Source organism: Xanthomonas euvesicatoria (assembly GCF_013112235.1).
Taxonomy (GTDB): Bacteria; Pseudomonadota; Gammaproteobacteria; order Xanthomonadales; family Xanthomonadaceae; genus Xanthomonas; species Xanthomonas euvesicatoria.
In genome coordinates, this window is sequence record NZ_JABFFS010000001.1 from 2,819,103 (window position 1) to 2,836,736 (window position 17,634).

The 17,634-nt window shown below is 65.7% G+C and carries 15 protein-coding genes; 10 read left to right on the forward strand and 5 right to left on the reverse strand.

Annotated elements, in window-relative coordinates:
• Positions 1-52: 52 nt before the first annotated feature.
• Both HLH45_RS12180 and HLH45_RS12185 read right to left on the reverse strand, forming a co-directional pair.
• Complete coding sequence (locus HLH45_RS12180) at positions 53-532, reverse strand: glycine zipper 2TM domain-containing protein (RefSeq protein WP_007966687.1); 480 nt, start codon at positions 530-532, stop codon at positions 53-55.
• Positions 533-664: 132 nt separating this feature from the next.
• The gene (locus HLH45_RS12185; RefSeq protein WP_014089781.1) at positions 665-1,093 is read right to left on the reverse strand and encodes a cytochrome c; all 429 of its coding nucleotides are present in this window, start codon (positions 1,091-1,093) and stop codon (positions 665-667) included.
• Between the two features lie 74 nt (positions 1,094-1,167).
• Here HLH45_RS12185 and HLH45_RS12190 point away from each other — a divergent pair, with 74 nt between their 5' ends.
• A complete protein-coding gene (locus tag HLH45_RS12190; RefSeq protein ID WP_008577287.1) occupies positions 1,168-1,998 on the forward strand; it encodes a tRNA threonylcarbamoyladenosine dehydratase in 831 nt (276 codons plus the stop codon).
• A 56-nt stretch (positions 1,999-2,054) separates the two neighbouring features.
• Here the strand turns inward: HLH45_RS12190 and HLH45_RS12195 are convergent, their stop codons facing one another.
• Positions 2,055-2,822, reverse strand: a complete 768-nt coding sequence (locus HLH45_RS12195; RefSeq protein ID WP_008577286.1) for a TatD family hydrolase — start codon at positions 2,820-2,822, stop codon at positions 2,055-2,057.
• Positions 2,822-3,037: a DUF6116 family protein gene (locus HLH45_RS12200; protein ID WP_033479292.1), complete on the reverse strand. Its 216-nt coding sequence runs from the start codon at positions 3,035-3,037 to the stop codon at positions 2,822-2,824. Before HLH45_RS12200 ends, HLH45_RS12195 begins: the two co-directional genes overlap by 1 nt.
• 145 nt (positions 3,038-3,182) lie before the next feature.
• Between HLH45_RS12200 and HLH45_RS12205 the strand changes: the two genes are divergently transcribed.
• The 9 genes from HLH45_RS12205 (at position 3,183) to HLH45_RS12245 (ending at position 15,705) form a co-directional block, all read left to right on the forward strand.
• Positions 3,183-3,974 carry a glycine zipper 2TM domain-containing protein gene (locus tag HLH45_RS12205; RefSeq protein WP_011346932.1) on the forward strand — a complete coding sequence of 264 codons (792 nt, stop codon included), beginning with the start codon at positions 3,183-3,185 and terminating at the stop codon, positions 3,972-3,974.
• Between the two features lie 143 nt (positions 3,975-4,117).
• Complete coding sequence (locus HLH45_RS12210; RefSeq protein WP_008577282.1) at positions 4,118-5,293, forward strand: acyl-CoA dehydrogenase family protein; 1,176 nt, start codon at positions 4,118-4,120, stop codon at positions 5,291-5,293.
• 61 nt (positions 5,294-5,354) lie between these two features.
• Entirely contained in the window at positions 5,355-7,916 is a 2,562-nt protein-coding gene (locus HLH45_RS12215) for a DUF3857 domain-containing protein (protein ID WP_008577281.1), read from the forward strand.
• Positions 7,917-8,042: 126 nt separating this feature from the next.
• Positions 8,043-8,681, forward strand: a complete 639-nt coding sequence (locus tag HLH45_RS12220; protein ID WP_011346936.1) for a glutathione S-transferase family protein — start codon at positions 8,043-8,045, stop codon at positions 8,679-8,681.
• Positions 8,682-8,865: 184 nt separating this feature from the next.
• Complete coding sequence (gene asnB, locus HLH45_RS12225; RefSeq protein ID WP_011346937.1) at positions 8,866-10,806, forward strand: asparagine synthase (glutamine-hydrolyzing); 1,941 nt, start codon at positions 8,866-8,868, stop codon at positions 10,804-10,806.
• Between the two features lie 170 nt (positions 10,807-10,976).
• Positions 10,977-11,531 (forward strand): NADPH-dependent FMN reductase, encoded by a 555-nt coding sequence (locus HLH45_RS12230; RefSeq protein ID WP_008577276.1) that lies wholly within the window; start codon positions 10,977-10,979, stop codon positions 11,529-11,531.
• Between the two features lie 221 nt (positions 11,532-11,752).
• The gene (locus tag HLH45_RS12235) at positions 11,753-13,183 is read left to right on the forward strand and encodes a replicative DNA helicase (RefSeq protein WP_003483586.1); all 1,431 of its coding nucleotides are present in this window, start codon (positions 11,753-11,755) and stop codon (positions 13,181-13,183) included.
• A gap of 105 nt (positions 13,184-13,288) precedes the next feature.
• Positions 13,289-14,707 (forward strand): cryptochrome/photolyase family protein, encoded by a 1,419-nt coding sequence (locus HLH45_RS12240; protein ID WP_008577274.1) that lies wholly within the window; start codon positions 13,289-13,291, stop codon positions 14,705-14,707.
• A 272-nt stretch (positions 14,708-14,979) separates the two neighbouring features.
• Positions 14,980-15,705 (forward strand): YiaD family glycine zipper/OmpA-like lipoprotein, encoded by a 726-nt coding sequence (locus tag HLH45_RS12245; protein ID WP_007966703.1) that lies wholly within the window; start codon positions 14,980-14,982, stop codon positions 15,703-15,705.
• Positions 15,706-16,535: 830 nt separating this feature from the next.
• On the opposite strand, the gene HLH45_RS12250 is transcribed toward HLH45_RS12245, so the two are convergent.
• Entirely contained in the window at positions 16,536-17,570 is a 1,035-nt protein-coding gene (locus HLH45_RS12250) for an XC_2801 family transcriptional regulator (RefSeq protein ID WP_005925689.1), read from the reverse strand.
• Positions 17,571-17,634 lie beyond the last annotated feature (64 nt).

Here is a 17,634-nt window from a genome sequence, read left to right on the forward strand (position 1 = left end):
CTTGCCAACTGGCGACGCATTGGCGCTGCGTCTGTGCCGCCGAGCCGATGGATCAGCGCAACACGACCTTGCCGTTGACCACGCGCACGTACGCATTCTCGCGCACGCCAGCCAGGTCGCGCTGGTTGACCACGATCACGCGGCCGTCGTCCATGCGCACCTGCACATCGAAGCTGGAACTGGTGACATTGTTCTGGATGGCGTTACCTGCCAGCGCGCCGGCAGCGGCACCGGCGACGGCCGAAACATTCTTGTTGCCCGTGCTGCCCCCGGTTTCCTTGGAAATCTGGCGGCCGGCCACCGCGCCCACGATGCCGCCCAGCACGGCGCCAGTGCCGGTCGGCGCGGTGCGGGTCGGGCCGACTTCGTCGATCCGGGTGACGATGCCGCAATCCACGCAACGCTGCGTCTGCGAGTAGCCCTGGTCATAACCGCGGTCGCCGCGATAGCTGCCGTACTGGGGCTGCGAGGTGGCGCAGCCAACCAGGGTCGCGGTTGCAGCCAGGCCAATGACGAGCAGTCGGGTTTTCATGAGATCTCTCCGGGGTGGTTTGAAAAGGCGGCCGGGGCCGCGGCGACGCCATCCTGTGATGGTCCAGGTGAACGGCCTGCCAACTGCGACACTGCAGGCTTAACGAAACCCGAGCGTTGTATTCATCCAACCTCAGCGAAAGTCGCGATGGCAGGCCTCGCAGGCATCGGAGATGCGGGTGTGGAGTTGGCCCAGTTGACTGCAATCGGTCAGCGTTACGCCCTGGGCCTGATCCAGCGCGGCACGCAATGCCTGTGCGTGCTCGCCGAAGCGGCGGTCCTCGCCAATCGCAGGGAAGGCCGGCTCGACTTCGTCGGCCAGCAGGCGCAGCGATTGCAGCCGTCGCTGTTGCTGCGCCGGCGCGCAGGCGACGCCTTCGCCCGGTCGCAATGCGCGTAATTGGTAGGCCATGATCTGCATCAGGCTGTCGGGCACCGGGTCGCGTCGCGCCTGTAGTGCGTTGGCCACCATGACCGTGGCGACCAGGCCGATCAGCAGGCCCAGCACCAGCATGAAGGCGTAGCGGGCCGCGCGGGATTGGGTGGAAGGCGGGGCGTGCATGAGGTGGCTCCTGGGACGCAACGTTCGTTGCGGCAGCGTGGGCGCGCCCTGGACGGGGCGCGTAAAATAGGCCGATGAAAGCACAATGGCGTGAACGCTTTGCCGGTATCGACCGGCTGTATGGGGTCGGCACCGTCGAGCGCCTGTCGGCGTGCCGCGTGGCGGTGGTCGGCATGGGTGGGGTGGGCTCGTGGGTGGTCGAGGCGCTGGCACGCACCGGGGTGGGGCACATCCGCCTGATCGATGCCGATGACGTGTGCGTGTCCAACACCAACCGGCAGTTGCCGGCGCTGGCTGGCCAGTACGGTCGCAACAAGGCCCGCGCGATGGCCGAACGCTGCGTGGCGATCAACCCGGACATCGAAGCCGACGCGGTTGAGGCTTTCCTGACCTCGGGCAATATCGAGACCTTGCTGGGTGAGGACTTCGATCTGGTGATCGATGCCTGCGACAGCTTTCGGGTCAAGGTGGAAACCATCGCCTGGTGCCGTTGGCGCAAGTTGCCGCTGCTGACCGTGGGCGCGGCGGGCGGGCGCACCGACCCGACGCTGGTGCGCGTGCGCGACGTCTCGCGCACCGAGCACGATGCGATGCTGGCGCTGATCCGCAAGAAGCTGCGCAGCGAATTCAATTTTCCCAAGAACCCGCAGCGCTACTTTGGCGTGCCCGCGGTGTATTCGCTGGAAAACGTCAAATACCCGCAGGCCGATGGCAGCGTTTGCGGCATCCGCCCGCAGCTCGATGCCGATGCCACGCTCAAGCTTGATTGCGGGGCAGGGCTGGGCGCAGCCACGCATATCACCGGCACCTTTGCATTCGTGGCAGTGGGCAAGGCGCTGGAGATGTTGCTCAAGCCCAAGCCCAAGGCCGCAGCGCCGGCAGCCGAGGCGGTTGCGGCGTCGTGATGTTGCCTGCGCGCTGTCGTGCTGACCGGGCGCTCGCGCTGATGCGCACGCTGCGCTCAGCGCCGTAGGCCGAACAGGTTGCGTGCGTTGGCCGACGTGAGCGCGGCAATGTGCGCAGGGTCTTGCCCGCGGAGCTGGGCGATGCAGTCCAATACCGTGCGCAGATACGCAGGCTCGTTGCGTTGGCCGCGGTTGCCGGCGTCGGGCTGATCCGGCGCGTCGGTTTCCAGCAGCAGGTGCTGCAGCGGCATGCTGGCGACCAGCCTTCGCAAGCGATTGGCACGCGGGTAGGTCACCGGGCCGCCCAGACCGATCATGAAATCCAGTTTCCACAACTGCTGCGCCTGCTCGGGGCTGCCGGCAAAGCTGTGCACCACGCCGCGCAGGCCACCTATCGCCTTGATGCGGGCGATGACTTCCTCGGTGGCGCGGCGGGCATGCACGATCAGCGGCAGGTCGAATCGCTTGGCCAACTGCAGCTGAGCATCGAAATAGGCGCGCTGCGCCTGCGCATCCAATCCGTCGACGAAAAAGTCCAGGCCGCATTCGCCGATCGCGCAGGGCCGCTCGCGTTCGATCCACTCGGCCAGCAGCTCCAGGTGTTCGGGGCGGTGCTGGTCCAGAAACAGTGGGTGCAGGCCATAAGCGGGGTAGAGACCAGGCGCCTGATCGCAGACCGCACGCAGGCCCGGCCAGCTGGCAGCAGTGATCGCTGGTACCACTTGCTCCATGACGCCCGCGGCGCGCGCGCGCGCGATCACCGCCGCACGGTCGTGGTCGAACTCGCCTGCATCCAAATGGCAATGGCTGTCGATCAACTGCATCAGTCGCGGCGCGCCGGTGCCGGCATTGGCGACTTGCGGGTTTTCCAGTTGGCCAGCAGCAGCGTGGTCAGGCCGAAGAGCACTTCATCCAGGAACGGGATCGGGTCCGGTATCACCACGTCGATCAGAAACATCGCCGCAGCCAACTTGAACAAGGTGGGATATCGCAGCGTGCTGGCCCAGTCCAGCGCGCGTGCGGTCAAGGGATTTCGCATGCGAATGCTCCGGCTGTTAGAGATGCATGAAGTAACCGCTAGCTGAACTTAACCGTCGTGTTCATGAGCGAGCGCCTTTTCGTTCAGGGTTCCCATGCTGGAATCACGGCCGTCAACAACGCGGTGCGTCCGCAGGGAGCTGGTAATGAAGAGCAATACGACAACTATACTGGTCGCTGCTGGTGCCTTGCTGGTCGGAGGCGTCGCCACTGCCGCCTTCATGAATAACCGCCCATCGTCCGGCGATTTTGTCGCCAACGGCCAGCCGGCGCCGCGCGGCCTGGAATATGCCGATGTGGTCAAGGTTGCTCCCATCACCCAGCGCGAGCCGCAATACGCGCAGGTGATCAACAGCAACGCCATCCGCGAAACCACCACCAGTACCTCGCCACGTGAGGTGTGCCGCGATGTCGTGGTGCAGGAGCGTCTGCCCGAGCGCGACGGTAACGTCGGCGGCACCGTGGCCGGTGCGGTCATCGGCGGCCTGATCGGCAATCAGGTCGGTGGCGGCAACGGCCGCAAGCTGGCGACTGCCGCAGGCGCGGTGGGTGGCGGCTTCATCGGTAACCGCATCGACCGCAACCACGTCGGTGGCCGGGTCGTCGATCGCACCGAGCGTCAATGCCATACCGAAAATGCCAACTCGCAGTCCTCGCGCGTGGTGGGCTACGACGTGACCTATCGCAATGCCGACGGCACCACCGGCACCATGCGCATGGACAGCAAGCCGGGCGAACGCATCTCGCTGGGCGACGCCGACAACGTGGTGGCCTATGACGTCACCTACCGCTACGACGGGTTTGAAAAGACCGTGCGCATGAACGACAAGCCCACCAGCGACCGGCTGCCGGTGGTCGATGGCCAACTGGTGACCCAGATGGCATCGACGGCGGGCGATTCCAACGTGCGCCAGGACGGTTTGAGCACCCGGCAGTAACGTGTAAGCCGCCGCGCCGCGCAGTCAGCGCAGCAGTGAGAAAAGAGCCGGCAATGCCGGCTCTTTTCGTTTGCGCCATTGCCGCACGGGTGCACTGCCATGTTCGGCCGGCAACTGGCAGATAATCGAGCTTTCAGCTTGCGATGGAAGCCAACATGCCGGTGCGCCCCGATGACCTGTTCGATGTACGCGCGCTGCTCACCGACGAAGAGCGGGCGGTGCAGGACGCTGTCGCGCGCTTTACCGACACGCGGGTAGTGCCGGCCATCGGCGATGCCTTCGATGCCGGACGCTTTCCGCGCGAGTGGATCCCGGAACTGGCCGAACTGGGGTTGCTGGGTGCCAGCCTGCCGCCGCGCGACGGCGGTGCAGGCCTGGGCGCGGTGTGCTACGGACTGATCTGCCAGGAGCTGGAGCGCGGCGACAGCGGCCTGCGCAGCTTCGTCAGCGTGCAATCGTCGTTGTGCATGTACCCCATCCACGCCTACGGCAGCGACGAACAGCGGCAGCGCTGGCTGCCGGAAATGGCCGCCGGCCGGGTCATCGGTTGTTTCGGCCTCAGTGAGGCGCAGGGCGGGTCGGACCCGGCTGCGATGACCACCCGCGCGGTGCGCGAGGGCGATGGCTGGCGCTTGAATGGCGCCAAGCTGTGGATCACCAACGGCAGCATCGCGGGGCTGGCAATCATCTGGGCGCATACCGACGATGGCGTGCGCGGCTTTCTGGTCGAAACCGACAGCGCCGGTTTCAGCGCGCACGACATCAGCCACAAGATGAGCCTGCGTGCGTCGGTCACCTCGGGCCTGTTCCTGGACAATGTGTTCGTGCCCGAGCAGATGCGGTTGCCGCGGGCGGCCGGTTTGAAGGCGCCACTGAGTTGCCTCAACCAGGCACGCTACGGCATTGCCTGGGGCGCGATCGGGGCGGCGGGGGCCTGCCTGCGCGAGGCGCTGGCCTATGCCGGCGAGCGCATCCTGTTCGGCCGGCCGCTGGCCGCCACGCAAAGCGCGCAGATCAAACTGGCCGACATGGCGCGGCGGATTTCCACCGCCCAGCTGCTCGCCTTGCAGCTCGGGCGCTTGAAGGACGCCGGGACGCTGCAGCCGGAGCAGATCTCGCTGGCAAAATGGAATAATTGCCGCATGGCGCTGGATGTGGCGCGCGAATGCCGCGACCTGCTGGGCGCGGCCGGCATCACCACCGAGCATGTGGCGATCCGGCATGCGCTGAACCTGGAATCGGTGATCACCTACGAAGGCACCGAAACCGTGCATCAGCTGGTGGTGGGCCGTGCGCTGACAGGACTCAATGCGTTTTGACGAGGAGTGGGGCTTGATCAGCAGGGATGTGATGCGACGCCTGTGCGGCGTCTTCTGCACGATGTGGTTGTTGGCCGGCGCCGGGATCGTGCCGGCATGGGCCAACGAGGCGCCGCGCATGGCGCCGACGCCGGGCTGGGTGGTGGCAGATGCCGTTCCCGGTAACGTGCCTGGCGCTGCCGGGCTGCGCTATGAACTGGTGTCCGACCAGGTCGATCTGACCGGCCGCGTGCCGCAGGCTTACCGCCGGCTCAGCTACACCGTGCAACGGGCCAAGAGCCTGGAGGAAGCCGGGCAGATTTCCATCGACTACCAGCCGCAGTACCAGCAGCTGGAACTCAACAGCCTGGAGGTCTGGCGCGCCGGCAAGCGCATCGATATGCGCACGCAGGCGCACTACGCCAGATTGCGGCGCGAAAGCGGGCTGGAGAACGGCCTGATCGATGGTGCGCTGACGCTGTCGATCACCTTGCCGGATCTGCGCGTGGGCGATCGCGTTGACTATGGCGTGACCATCAGTGGCAGCAATCCGGTGTTCGGCAAGGGCTATTACGACGTGTTCGAAGCGCGCTACGGCGTGCCGCTGGGCGAGCGCCGGGTACGTGTGCGCTATCGGGCCGACATGCCGCTGCAGTGGCGCATCAGCGCGCCGGGGTTTGGCCGGAACGTGCGCACGCTCGATGGGGTGACGCAACTGGATATCGGGGCCAGCAATATCGCGGCGGTGCAGGAAGAAAAAGACGCGCCCGACGATGTGGACCCGTATGGCGTGATCGAAGTGTCCACCGCCGGCAGTTGGGGTGCGGTGGCGGCCTGGGCGGCGCAGCTGTATCCGCGTGCATTCAACCAGACGCAGGTGGCCGCCAAGATGGCGCAGAGCCTGGGGTTGCGCAGCGACGACCCGCAGGGCGCGTTGTTGCGCGCCGTGGCGTTCGTGCAGGGCGAGATCCGTTACGTCGGCCTGGACATGGGCGAAAACTCGCACGCCCCGCACGCGCCCGAAGTAACGCTGCGCAACCGCTACGGCGACTGCAAAGACAAGGCGACGCTGCTGATCGCACTCTTGCAGCTGGCCGGCATCCGCGCCGAGCCGGTGCTGGTCAACAGCGACAAGGGGCATGGGCTGGAGAAGCGGTTGCCCAGTCCGTACGCCTTCGATCATGTGGTGGTGCGTGCGCATCTGCCGCAGGGCGAGGTGTGGGTGGATGCCACGCGCGATCGCGAAGAGGGCCCGTTGGCACAGCGGCGGCCACTGCCGTTCGTGCGCGGATTGCCCGTGATTGCAGGGCAGGACACATTGGTTGAAGTGCCTGCGCCGATGCCCGCGTTGCCGCAGATCGAAGTGAACGAAGAAATCTCCATTTCGCTGCGCAAGCCGCAGCGCTGGGCAAGCTTCACGGTGGACACCATCTATCGCCAGGGCCGCGGCGAGCGTGTCGCCGGTAGCTTCGACGACGATGGTGCGCAGACGGTGGGCGAGCACTATCTGGAATTCATGCAGCAGTACTACACCGCGCTGACCCAGGTGAGCGTGCCAAGCATCGACGCTGCCGACCCGCTGAATGTGCGCACGCACGAGGCCTATCGGCTGGAGTGGCCAGCGAAGGAGGGCGATGAGCTGGGTTTCCCGTTGTTCCAGCTTGGCGAATGGATGGATGCGTTACCGAAAGAGGCGCGCAAGAGCCCGCTGGCACTGGGCGGACCGCGGCTGGCGCGGCAGACCGTGCGCGTGCACAGCGACCCGGCGACCCAGGTGGAGGCAGACACCCAAGTGGTCGCCAATCCGTGGTTCCGCTTTTCGCGCAGCATCGCGATGCGCGAGGGAAAGCTGGTCATCGTGGGCGAGTGGCAGCGCTTCACCGACCGTATTCCGGCCAATGGCGTGGCGCGCGCGGCTGCCGACATGGAACGCGCGCGCGACCTGCTGTACTTCAATCACGATCTCAGGCCGCAGCGGCGCACGCAGCCTCCCGACTGGCGTGCGCTCGGCTACCCGCTGGCCGGCTTGGTAGCCCTGGTGTCGTTGCTGGTGGCGTGCTTTTTCTGGTGGCGCGGCGGTGGCCTGGGTGGAATCATGTTCGATCCACATGCCACCGTGGCCCGGATGCCGCAGCATGCTCGGTTGCGCTGGAGCGCCTGGGCAGTGTTTGCGGCGACCACGCTGCTGTCGGCGTGGGTGTGGCTGTACGCGCTGCCGCTATGGGCCAAGGCCGGTGGGGTCATTGTCGTGGTTGCAATCGCCTTGCTGGGATGCGTGCTGCTCACGCAGATCCTGCGGTGGATGGGCAGCGGCGCCCAGCTTGGGCAGGTGTTGCCGGCGATGGCCGGCTGCGCCTTGCCTTGGCTGGCATGCCTGCTGGCGGCCGTGGTCGCGCTCAAGGGCCAGGTTGCATTGCTGCGCACCGGCGCGACCGATCCGGCCGGCATGGCGCAACTGGCGACATGCATCTTGCTGCTGATGCTGGGGGCGCTGTGGTGGTCGGTCTGCTCGGTGCAGGCGGCGGCCGCCGCTGTCGGCTGTGCGCGCACGCGTGCGTTCGGCGCCTGGGCGCTGACGGTGGCGGCACTGGGCGTCCTGATCGCGGTGTTGAGTGTGCCGGTGGCGGTGGTGGCCTTGGCCTGACGCAGGTCGGCGCGGCAGTGCACGCAACCCTGGCATCGGTGCGCCGCTGCTGCGTGCAGGGCTTTGCAAAGGCACGCGGGGCTGTGACACTGCCAGCCCCCTCGTTGCTGCCGCGGAGCCAGCCAGATGTCGAGCGTGCGTCCCCCGTTGACCGTCCATGGCATGTCCAGTTCCGGCAATTGCTACAAGGTGCGCCTGCTGCTGGAACAATTGGGCAGCCGCTATCACTGGGTCGAGGTGGACAGCGTGGCCGGGCAGACCCGCACGCCCGAATATCTGGCCAAGAACCCCAACGGCAAGGTGCCGATGGTCGAGCGCGACGATGGCCGCGTGTTGACCGAATCCAACGCGATCCTGTTCTGGCTGGCCGAAGGCACGCCGTATCTGCCCACCGATGCGTGGCAGCGCGCGCAGGCATTGAGCTGGATGTTCTTCGAGCAATACAGCCATGAGCCATATGTGGCAGTGGCGCGGTTCATCAGCCTGTGGACGCCGCGCGATGCCGCACGCCGCGCCGAGTTGCCGCAGCTGCGCGCGCGGGGCGAGCAGGCGCTGGCGGTGATGGAGCAGCATCTGCAGCAGCACACCTGGTTCACCGGCAGCGACTACGGCATCGCCGATATCGCACTGTTTGCCTACACCCATTGCGCCGAAGACGGCGGTTTCGATCTGGAGCGCTTGCCCGCGATTGGTGCGTGGATACAACGCGTGCAGGGCTTACCGCGTTTCGTGCCGATGCCGGCAGCTGCATCGGTGGCGGCATGAGCTGTCTGCGCGATCTGCACGTGGCTGATGGCCATACCGCTGCGTGCCGGGCAGACGCTTGTCTCTGCTCTCTTGCATCGCCATCGCCATCGCCATTTGCCGTGCGCCTGCTTGCGGGGATGCAAGGCGTCACGCGTGCCGCCGCCGCGCGGTTACCCGTGGCCGGCCGGAAGGAGCGCTGACGATGTGCGGATTGGCAGGAATGTTGCTGGCCTCGCCGCGCCTACATGGCGAACAGCTCGATGCGCTGGTGCGGCCGATGGGGGCCGCCTTGCGCCACCGCGGCCCCGACGATGCCGGCACCTGGTGCGATGCACAGGCAGGCGTAGCGCTGGCGCATCAGCGCTTGAGCATTCTGGACCTGTCGCCGCTCGGCCATCAGCCGATGCGCTCGGCAGACGGCCGCTACGTGCTGGCCTACAACGGCGAGGTCTATAACTTCGCGCAGTTGCGCGCAGCGCTGTCCGCGCTTGGGCATCGCTTCCGCGGCCACTCCGATACCGAAGTGCTGCTGGCGGCCGTGGTGGAGTGGGGCCTGGACGAGACGTTGACCCGCTGCAACGGCATGTTCGCCATTGCGTTGTGGGACGAGCGCGACAACTGCCTGTTCCTGGCCCGCGACCGCGTCGGCAAGAAGCCGCTGTACTACGGGTGGGCCGGCGACACCTTGGTGTTCGGTTCCGAACTCAAGGCCTTGTGGCAGCATCCGGATTTCGACAACGGCGTGGATCGCGATGCGCTCACGCTGCTGCTGCGGCTGGGCTATATCCCGGCGCCGGCCTGCATCCACGAGCACACCTTCAAGCTGATGCCCGGCCGCGTGCTGCGCATGGATGCGCAAGCCGTTGCAGCCGGCGCAGCCGCGCATCGTCCCGATCAGGCGCAGCAACCGTTCTGGAACGCCCGCGAGGCGATGCAGCGCGCGCTGGCGACGCCGTTCACCGGTACCGACGCGCAGGCCGAAGAGCAGTTGGATAGCGTGCTGCGCGATGCGGTGGCCCTGCGCATGGTGGCCGACGTGCCGGTGGGCGTGTTTCTCTCCGGCGGCACCGACTCGTCCATCGTCACTGCGATGATGCAGGCGCAGAGCGCGCAGCCGGTGCACACCTTCAGCATCGGCTTCGAAGGCTCGCACCACGACGAAGCGCCGCTGGCGCGCGAAGTGGCCACGCATCTGCGCACCGACCACACCGAACTGTATGTCAGCGGCGCCGATGCGCTGGCGGTGGTGCCGGGCCTGCCGGACATGTTCGACGAACCCTTCGCCGATGCCTCGCAAGTGCCGACGGCGTTGGTCGCACGGCTGGCGCGCGGCGGGGTCACGGTGGCGCTGTCCGGTGATGGTGGCGACGAATTGTTCTTCGGCTATGGCCGGTATCAGCGCGCACTGCGCAATTGGCGCATGCATGGCCTGGTGCCGGGCCCGCTGCGTCGCCTGATGGCGGTGGCAGCGCGTCGCAATGGCGAATCTTCGCGCACCGGCGGCCTGGCCGCGCTGGTGGCCGAGGCCGGTGCACGTGGCATCGGCGACATCTACCGCAACCGCATTTCGCGCTGGCGCGATCCGGCCGCGGTGGTGCTCGGCGCCACCGAACCCGACAGTTTCTACAGCCTGGCCGACCCGCTGCATGGGTCCGGCACCCCGGCCGATGCGATGATGCTGGCCGATTTTGCCGCCTACCTGCCGGACGATCTGCTGTGCAAGGTGGACCGCACCACCATGGCGGTGGGGCTGGAAGCGCGCGCGCCGCTGCTGGACTGGCGCGTGGCCGAATTCGCCTGGTCGCTGCCGCTGTCGCTGAAATATCGCGATGGAGTGAGCAAGTATCTGCTCAAGCGCGTGCTGTGCCGCTACCTGCCGGACGCAATGGTGTACCGCGGCAAGCGCGGCTTCGGCGCCCCGGTCAGCGCATGGCTGCGTGGCGACCTGCACGGCTGGGCGGACGATCTGCTGGCGCACGGCGCCCTGCAACGCGAAGGCGTGTTCGCCGCCGACAGCGTGGCCCGCCTGTGGCGCGACTTCAACGGTGGCGAGCGCAAATGGCATACGCATCTGTGGACGGTGCTGATGTTCCAGGCATGGCAGGCACACTGGCGCGAACAGCGTGCGGCCGTGGTGCGCTGACACCTGTAGGTTGTGGTCTGCACACGGGCCGGCGTGGGCGAAATCCCCTCTGGACGGTGCCGCGCTCGCGTGCACGCACTGCCGCTTGCGCTACAGACGCCGGCGGCGTTTCACCGGCCCTGAGCATCCGGCTGGGTAGGGTGGGGCCCTGTTTCCACGGAGCATTCCCCATGAGCAAGCCCACCATTGCCGTGCTGGTCGGCAGCCTGCGCGCCGAGTCGTATAACCGCCAGCTGGCACGCGCGCTGGAGCATCTGGCCGGCGACAAGGCCGTGTTCGAGTACCTGGAGATCGGCGATATCCCGCTCTACAACCAGGACCGCGACGGCGATTATCCCGCCGAAGGCACGCGGCTGAAGCAGCAGATCCGCGCTGCCGATGCGGTGCTGGTTGTCACCCCCGAATACAACCGCTCCATTCCCGGCGTGCTCAAGAACGCCATCGACACCGGCTCGCGTCCCTACGGCGATAGCGCGTTTGCCGGCAAGCCGGCGGCGGTGGTGGGCATCTCGGTCGGCGCGATCGGTACTGCCACCGCGCAGCAGCATTTGCGTAACGTGCTGGCGTATCTGGATATGCAGGTGCTCGGCCAGCCGGAAGTGTTCCTGCAATACAAGGACGGCCTGTTCGGGCCCGACGACCAGATCGCCAACGCCGACAGCCGCAAGTTCCTGCAGGGCTTCATCGACCAGTTCCTGGGCCTGATCGGGCACCTCAAGCGCTGAGTTGACCACAGCGGCGCCGCACGTCAATGCGGCGCCCCGTTGGGCCCTGGGCGAGGGCGGAAACCCAAGCGGCGCAAGGGTCTCGGCATCTGCGACGGCCGGCGCGTAGCACGTGGATGCACCGGCTATACACCAGTTATCCACAGAGTTGTGCATGGTCGCCGGCCGCGCCGATGACTATGCTTCCTGCCCTCGTCTCCCTGCGTCAGGTTTGTTTGTCCATGTCCGCTCGTCCTGGTTTCCGTTCCAAGCGCAGTCGCGATCGCGACGACGACGATTACGATCGTCCCGAGCCGCGTCTGGACCAGTTGCGGGTACCGCCGCATTCGGTCGAGGCCGAGCAGGCGGTGTTGGGTGGCCTGATGCTGGCGCCGGACGCGTTCGACCGCGTCAACGACCAGCTCACCGAAAACGACTTCTACCGGCGCGACCATCGGCTGATCTACCGCGCGATTCGCGAACTGAACGAGAAGGACCGCCCGTTCGATGCAGTGACCCTGGGCGAATGGTTCGAGTCGCAGGGCAAGCTGGAGCAGGTGGGCGATGGTGCGTACCTGATCGAGCTGGCCAGCACCACACCGTCGGCGGCCAACATCGCCGCGTATGCGGAAATCGTGCGCGACAAGGCAGTGCTGCGGCAGTTGATCGAAGTGGGCACCACCATCGTCAACGACGGCTTTCAGCCGGAAGGGCGCGACAGCGTCGAGTTGCTGTCCTCGGCCGAGAAGGCCGTGTTCAAGATCGCCGAGGCAGGCGCGCGTGGGCGCACCGACTTCGTGGCCATGCCCGGGGCATTGAAGGATGCCTTCGAAGAGCTGCGCAACCGCTTCGAAAACGGCGGCAACATCACTGGCCTGCCGACCGGCTACACCGATTTCGATGCGATGACCGCCGGCCTGCAGCCGACCGACCTGATCATCCTGGCGGCGCGTCCGGCGATGGGCAAGACCACCTTTGCGCTGAACATTGCCGAATACGCCGCGATCAAGTCCAAGAAGGGCGTGGCGGTGTTTTCGATGGAAATGTCGGCCTCGCAGTTGGCCATGCGCCTGATTTCCTCCAATGGCCGCATCAATGCGCAGCGCCTGCGTACCGGTGCGCTGGAAGACGAGGATTGGGCGCGCGTGACCGGCGCGATCAAGATGCTCAAGGAAACCAAGATCTTCATCGACGACACCCCGGGCGTGTCGCCGGAAGTGCTGCGTTCCAAGTGCCGCCGGCTCAAGCGCGAACACGACCTGGGCCTGATCGTCATCGACTACCTGCAGCTGATGTCGGTGCCGGGCAACAGCGAAAACCGCGCGACCGAAATTTCGGAAATCTCGCGCTCGCTGAAAGGCCTGGCCAAGGAGCTCAACGTGCCGGTGATTGCGTTGTCGCAGCTCAACCGCTCGTTGGAAACGCGCACCGACAAGCGCCCGGTAATGGCGGACTTGCGCGAGTCGGGCGCTATCGAGCAGGACGCGGACATGATCGTCTTCATCTACCGCGACGATTACTACAACAAGGAAAATTCGCCGGACAAGGGCCTGGCCGAAATCATCATCGGCAAGCACCGCGGCGGACCGACCGGCTCGTGCAAGCTGAAGTTCTTCGGCGAGTACACCCGCTTCGACAACCTGGCGCACGACTCGGTGGGCAGTTTCGAGTAAGCGCTGCCGGGGAACGGCCGGGTGGTCATCCACCGCCCGGCATCGCGCCATCGTTGCGCCCGCTGGCTTATGCTGCGCAGCCTCACCGTTTGCTGCCGAGCTCGTATGTCATACGCCATCGTCTGGTTCCGTCGCGATCTGCGTTTGGAAGACAACCCGGCCTTGCGCGCCGCACTCGATGCTGGGCATCACCCGATTCCGTTGTACATCGATGCGCCGCACGAAGAGGGCGAATGGACGCCTGGCGCCGCGTCGCGCACCTGGCGGCATCGTTCGCTTGCAGCGCTGGACGGTGCCCTGCGCGCGCTCGGCAGCGGCCTGGTCATTCGCTCCGGCAACAGCGCGCAGGTGCTCGATGAGGTGATCGCGCAGACCGGTGCGGCGGCGGTGTACTGGAACCGCAAATACGAGCCGGCCACGCAGCCGCGCGACGCGCAGATCAAGCGCGACCTGCGCGAGCGCGGCATCGAGGTGCAGAGCTGCAATGCCGCGCTGCTATTCGAACCGTGGCAGTTGTCCACGCAGCAGGGCGGCCCCTACAAGGTGTTTACCCCGTTCTGGCGCAATGCGCTGACGCAGCTGCAATTGCCCGCCGCCATGGACGCGCCGCGTCGCCTGCCGCCGCTGCCTGCGAGCTTGAAGACCGATGCGCTCGACACGCTGCAGTTGGTGCCGGGCCTGCAGTGGGACCAGGGCTTCTGGGAGCACTGGCAGCCCGGCGAAGCCGGCGCGCACGAAATGCTGGAGATCTTTATCGACGGCGCGTTGTCGGGATATCGCGAAAACCGCGATCGCCCCGATCGCGTCGGCACCTCGCAACTGTCGCCGCATCTGCACTTCGGCGAAATTGCGCCGTGGCGGATCGCCAGCACCCTGGAGACGCATCGCACTGCGCGCAATGGCGCAGAAATCGATGCCTATATCCGGCAGCTTGGCTGGCGCGACTTTGCCTATCACTTGCTGCATCACTTCCCGGACACCACCAACCAGAATCTCAACCCGCGCTTTGCAGGATTCGATTGGGCAACGGTCGATCCGGTTGCATTGCAGGCCTGGCAGCGGGGCCGCACTGGCATTCCGATCGTCGATGCCGGCATGCGCCAGCTCTGGCATACCGGTTGGATGCACAATCGCGTGCGCATGATCGTCGCCAGTTTTTTGTGCAAGCATCTGCGCATCCACTGGATCGAAGGCGCGCGCTGGTTCTGGGACACGCTGGTCGATGCGGACCTGGCCAACAACACCCTGGGCTGGCAGTGGGTGGCCGGCACCGGCGCCGATGCGGCGCCATATTTCCGTGTGTTCAATCCGGTCACGCAGGCGGAGAAGTTCGATCCGCAGGCCGCCTACATCACGCGCTGGGTACCTGAGCTCGGCAAGCTTGCGGTGAAGGAACGCTTCGCGCCGTGGCTGCATCCGTTGTCGCTGGCTCGCTTTGCACCGGAGTATCCGCGCAATCCGATCATCGGCTTGGCCGAGGGCCGCGATGCGGCGTTGGCCGCGTATGCGAAATCGCGCGCCTAGTCGCTGCTGATCGATGCGCGTGTGCCTGTTTCTGGACGGTGCTCGCAACGCTGTCTGATGAGCGAAACAGGGCATGGAATGCGCCCTGTGTACTGCCGTGCGCTGGCTCATGTGACGGCGCACGTGCACGCGTCATCGCCGAAAACGTTTTCCTGAATGGCACACCCGTTACACGTGGGTTGCGGCAGTTTTCATCATGCGCCAGTCGCGTGGGCCTGTTTATCCTCGCGCACACGATTGAGCGCCGGATGGTCCGGCCATAGGAGAGCACCATGTCCCCAGCAGCCACCAAGAGTCTTGCCGTTGCATTGGCCAGCGCCATTGCGCTGTCCGCGTGTGCCACCGGCGGCTCGTATGTGCAGCGCGACCAATACGGCGAGCAGACGCAACAGCAGAATCGGACCGGCCGCAATGCGCTGATCGGTACCGCCATTGGTGTGGCTGCAGGCCTGCTCACCGGCGACAGCGCCACCGAGCGTCGTCAGCACGCAATGGTCGGCGCTGGCATCGGTGCACTGAGCGGCGCGGCAATCGGCCAGTACCAGGACCGCCAGGAGCGCGCGCTGCGTGAGCGCACCGCCAACACCGGTATCGAAGTACAACGCCAGGGCGACAACATCAGCCTGAACCTGCCCGACGGCATCACCTTCGACTTCGGCAAGTCGGCATTGAAGCCGCAGTTCTACACCGCGCTCAACGGCGTGGCCTCCACCCTGCGCGAGTACAACCAGACCATGGTGGAAGTGGTGGGGCATACCGATAGCGTCGGTAGCGATGCGGTGAATCAGCGCCTGTCCGAAGAGCGCGCCAGCGCGGTAGCGCAATACCTGACCGCGCAAGGTGTGCAGCGCGAGCGCATGGAAACCATGGGCGCCGGCAAGCGTTATCCGATTGCCGACAACACCACCGATGCCGGCCGCGCCAAGAACCGTCGCGTCGAAATCCGCCTGATTCCGTTGCGTGCCGAAGGCGCGGCCAGCAACACCGGCATGCGTTGAGGAGATGCAGTGAATCGTGGCGGGTCGGATGACTCACCTGCGATGTGCTGATGTACGCAACACAGGCCGCGAAAGCGGCCTGTTTTTTTGCTGCATGGTGGATCAAGAGCAGCGAACCAATCGCTTGGATTTAGAACGGCTGGTCTGCACGGCTTTGAGGTCTCGATCTTTCTCACGTCATCGGCGCGAATGTGTCGGCGTAACTGTGGAACTTCGAAGCGCGGATCTGAGCGTTGCTGCAGGGCCCTTGCTCGCTCACCATCGCGGGATACGCTGCAAGTACGTCCCTATAAGCTCCGTGGCGGCATCCATGCCGCCAAGGGTCCCGCGACGGTGAGCGGGCAAGGACCAATCGAGTTGGTCGCTGTATTTGTGCAAGCGATAGATGCGTTCGCTAGCGATTCAAGGAGGCGCGGCTAGCTCGCGGTGCTCAGGCGAGAAGGTATCTCCATCCCCTTTCCTACGATGGGCCGCTTTCCGCGCGACCGACCAACGTTCTGGTGCGGTGTCCTCGCCGCTTGGAACCGTTGGCGGCATGGGTGCCGCCATCGAGCCCCCATGGATGGGTTGACGGCGTGTCCCGCGAGCGGCGAGGGCACCGCGCGCGACCGAGTCGGCTTTGCGCTCATCGGGTGATCGCATCCAACGACGCCACGACGGACGTCTCGATCTTTCCCAACTCACCGCTGACGGTAGTGAGATCATCTGCAAAGCGACCGAGCTGTCGTCGGCTGTACGCGTGTGGTGACAGAGATGCATTCACTGGGTTGCATCGATGAACTTATGGCCTGCGCCAGACGGCAACCACCGCCGGCGCAGTCGATCCGGCACTACGCCGTGACGTTTTCCAAGATTCGCTTGCCTTCGGCACGCAACTCCGCGTCTGCGCCCACTTCGACTTTCGCATCGTTGTCGGCCTTTTGTGCGGCCAGGCGGGCAGGGCACTGCGCCATCATGTAATCCGCATCGAAATTCATGCGCGTCACCAAAAAGTCCACGAATGCCCGCACTTTCGGCGACACCAATCGGCCGCCGGCGAACACCGCGTTGAAGTCCACCTCAGGCCCGGTCCAACCGGCCAGCACGCGACGCACCAGGCCCGATTGCACGAACGGTTTGGCCATCACATCGCCAGTCAGCAAGAGGCCTTCGCCGCACAACACCGCACCGTTGAGCGCGGCCGGATCGTTGGCCACCATCAGCGGATTGACCGGGAAATCGCGTACATCGCTGCCGTCGCTGAGCGACCAGAAAAAGCGGTTGTTGTGCACGTTGCGGTTCTTGCGCAAGGCGAGCGTGCGATGGAATTGCAATTCGTCCGGATGCAGCGGCTCGCCATAGCGTTCGATGTAGGAGGGGCTGGCGAACACCTGGGTGCGCAAGCTGCCGAGCTTGCGCGCCACCAGATTGGAGTCGGGCAGCGCGCCGACGCGCAATGCCAGATCGGCTTCGCCGCCGATCAGGTCCAGCTTCTCGTTGCCCAGATGCATGTCCAGCTGGATTTCCGGGTATTGCGCGTGGAATTCGCCCAGCAACGGCGCGATCCAGGTAATGCCCAGCGAATACGGCACGGTAAAACGCAGCCAGCCACGCGGGCCCGATTGCAGCTGTCCCACCGCGCTTTCGGCTTCTTCCAGTTCGCGCGCGATGCGCTGGCAATGTTCGTGGTACACCGAGCCGGCTTCGGTCAGGCCGATGCGGCGGGTGGTTCGATGCAACAGGCGCGCACCCAACCGGGTTTCCAGTTCCTGCACCTTGCGGCTGACGGTGGTCTTGGGCAGGCCAAGCGCATTGGCGGCGGCGATGAAGCTGCCTTGTTCGACCACCTTGACGAAGATCAAGGTGTCGTTGAGATCGTGAGTCATGGGATGCCTTCCGGGGGTCAGGAGGGATTAGACCGCTTGCGGGACGATTATTCCCCTAAATCCG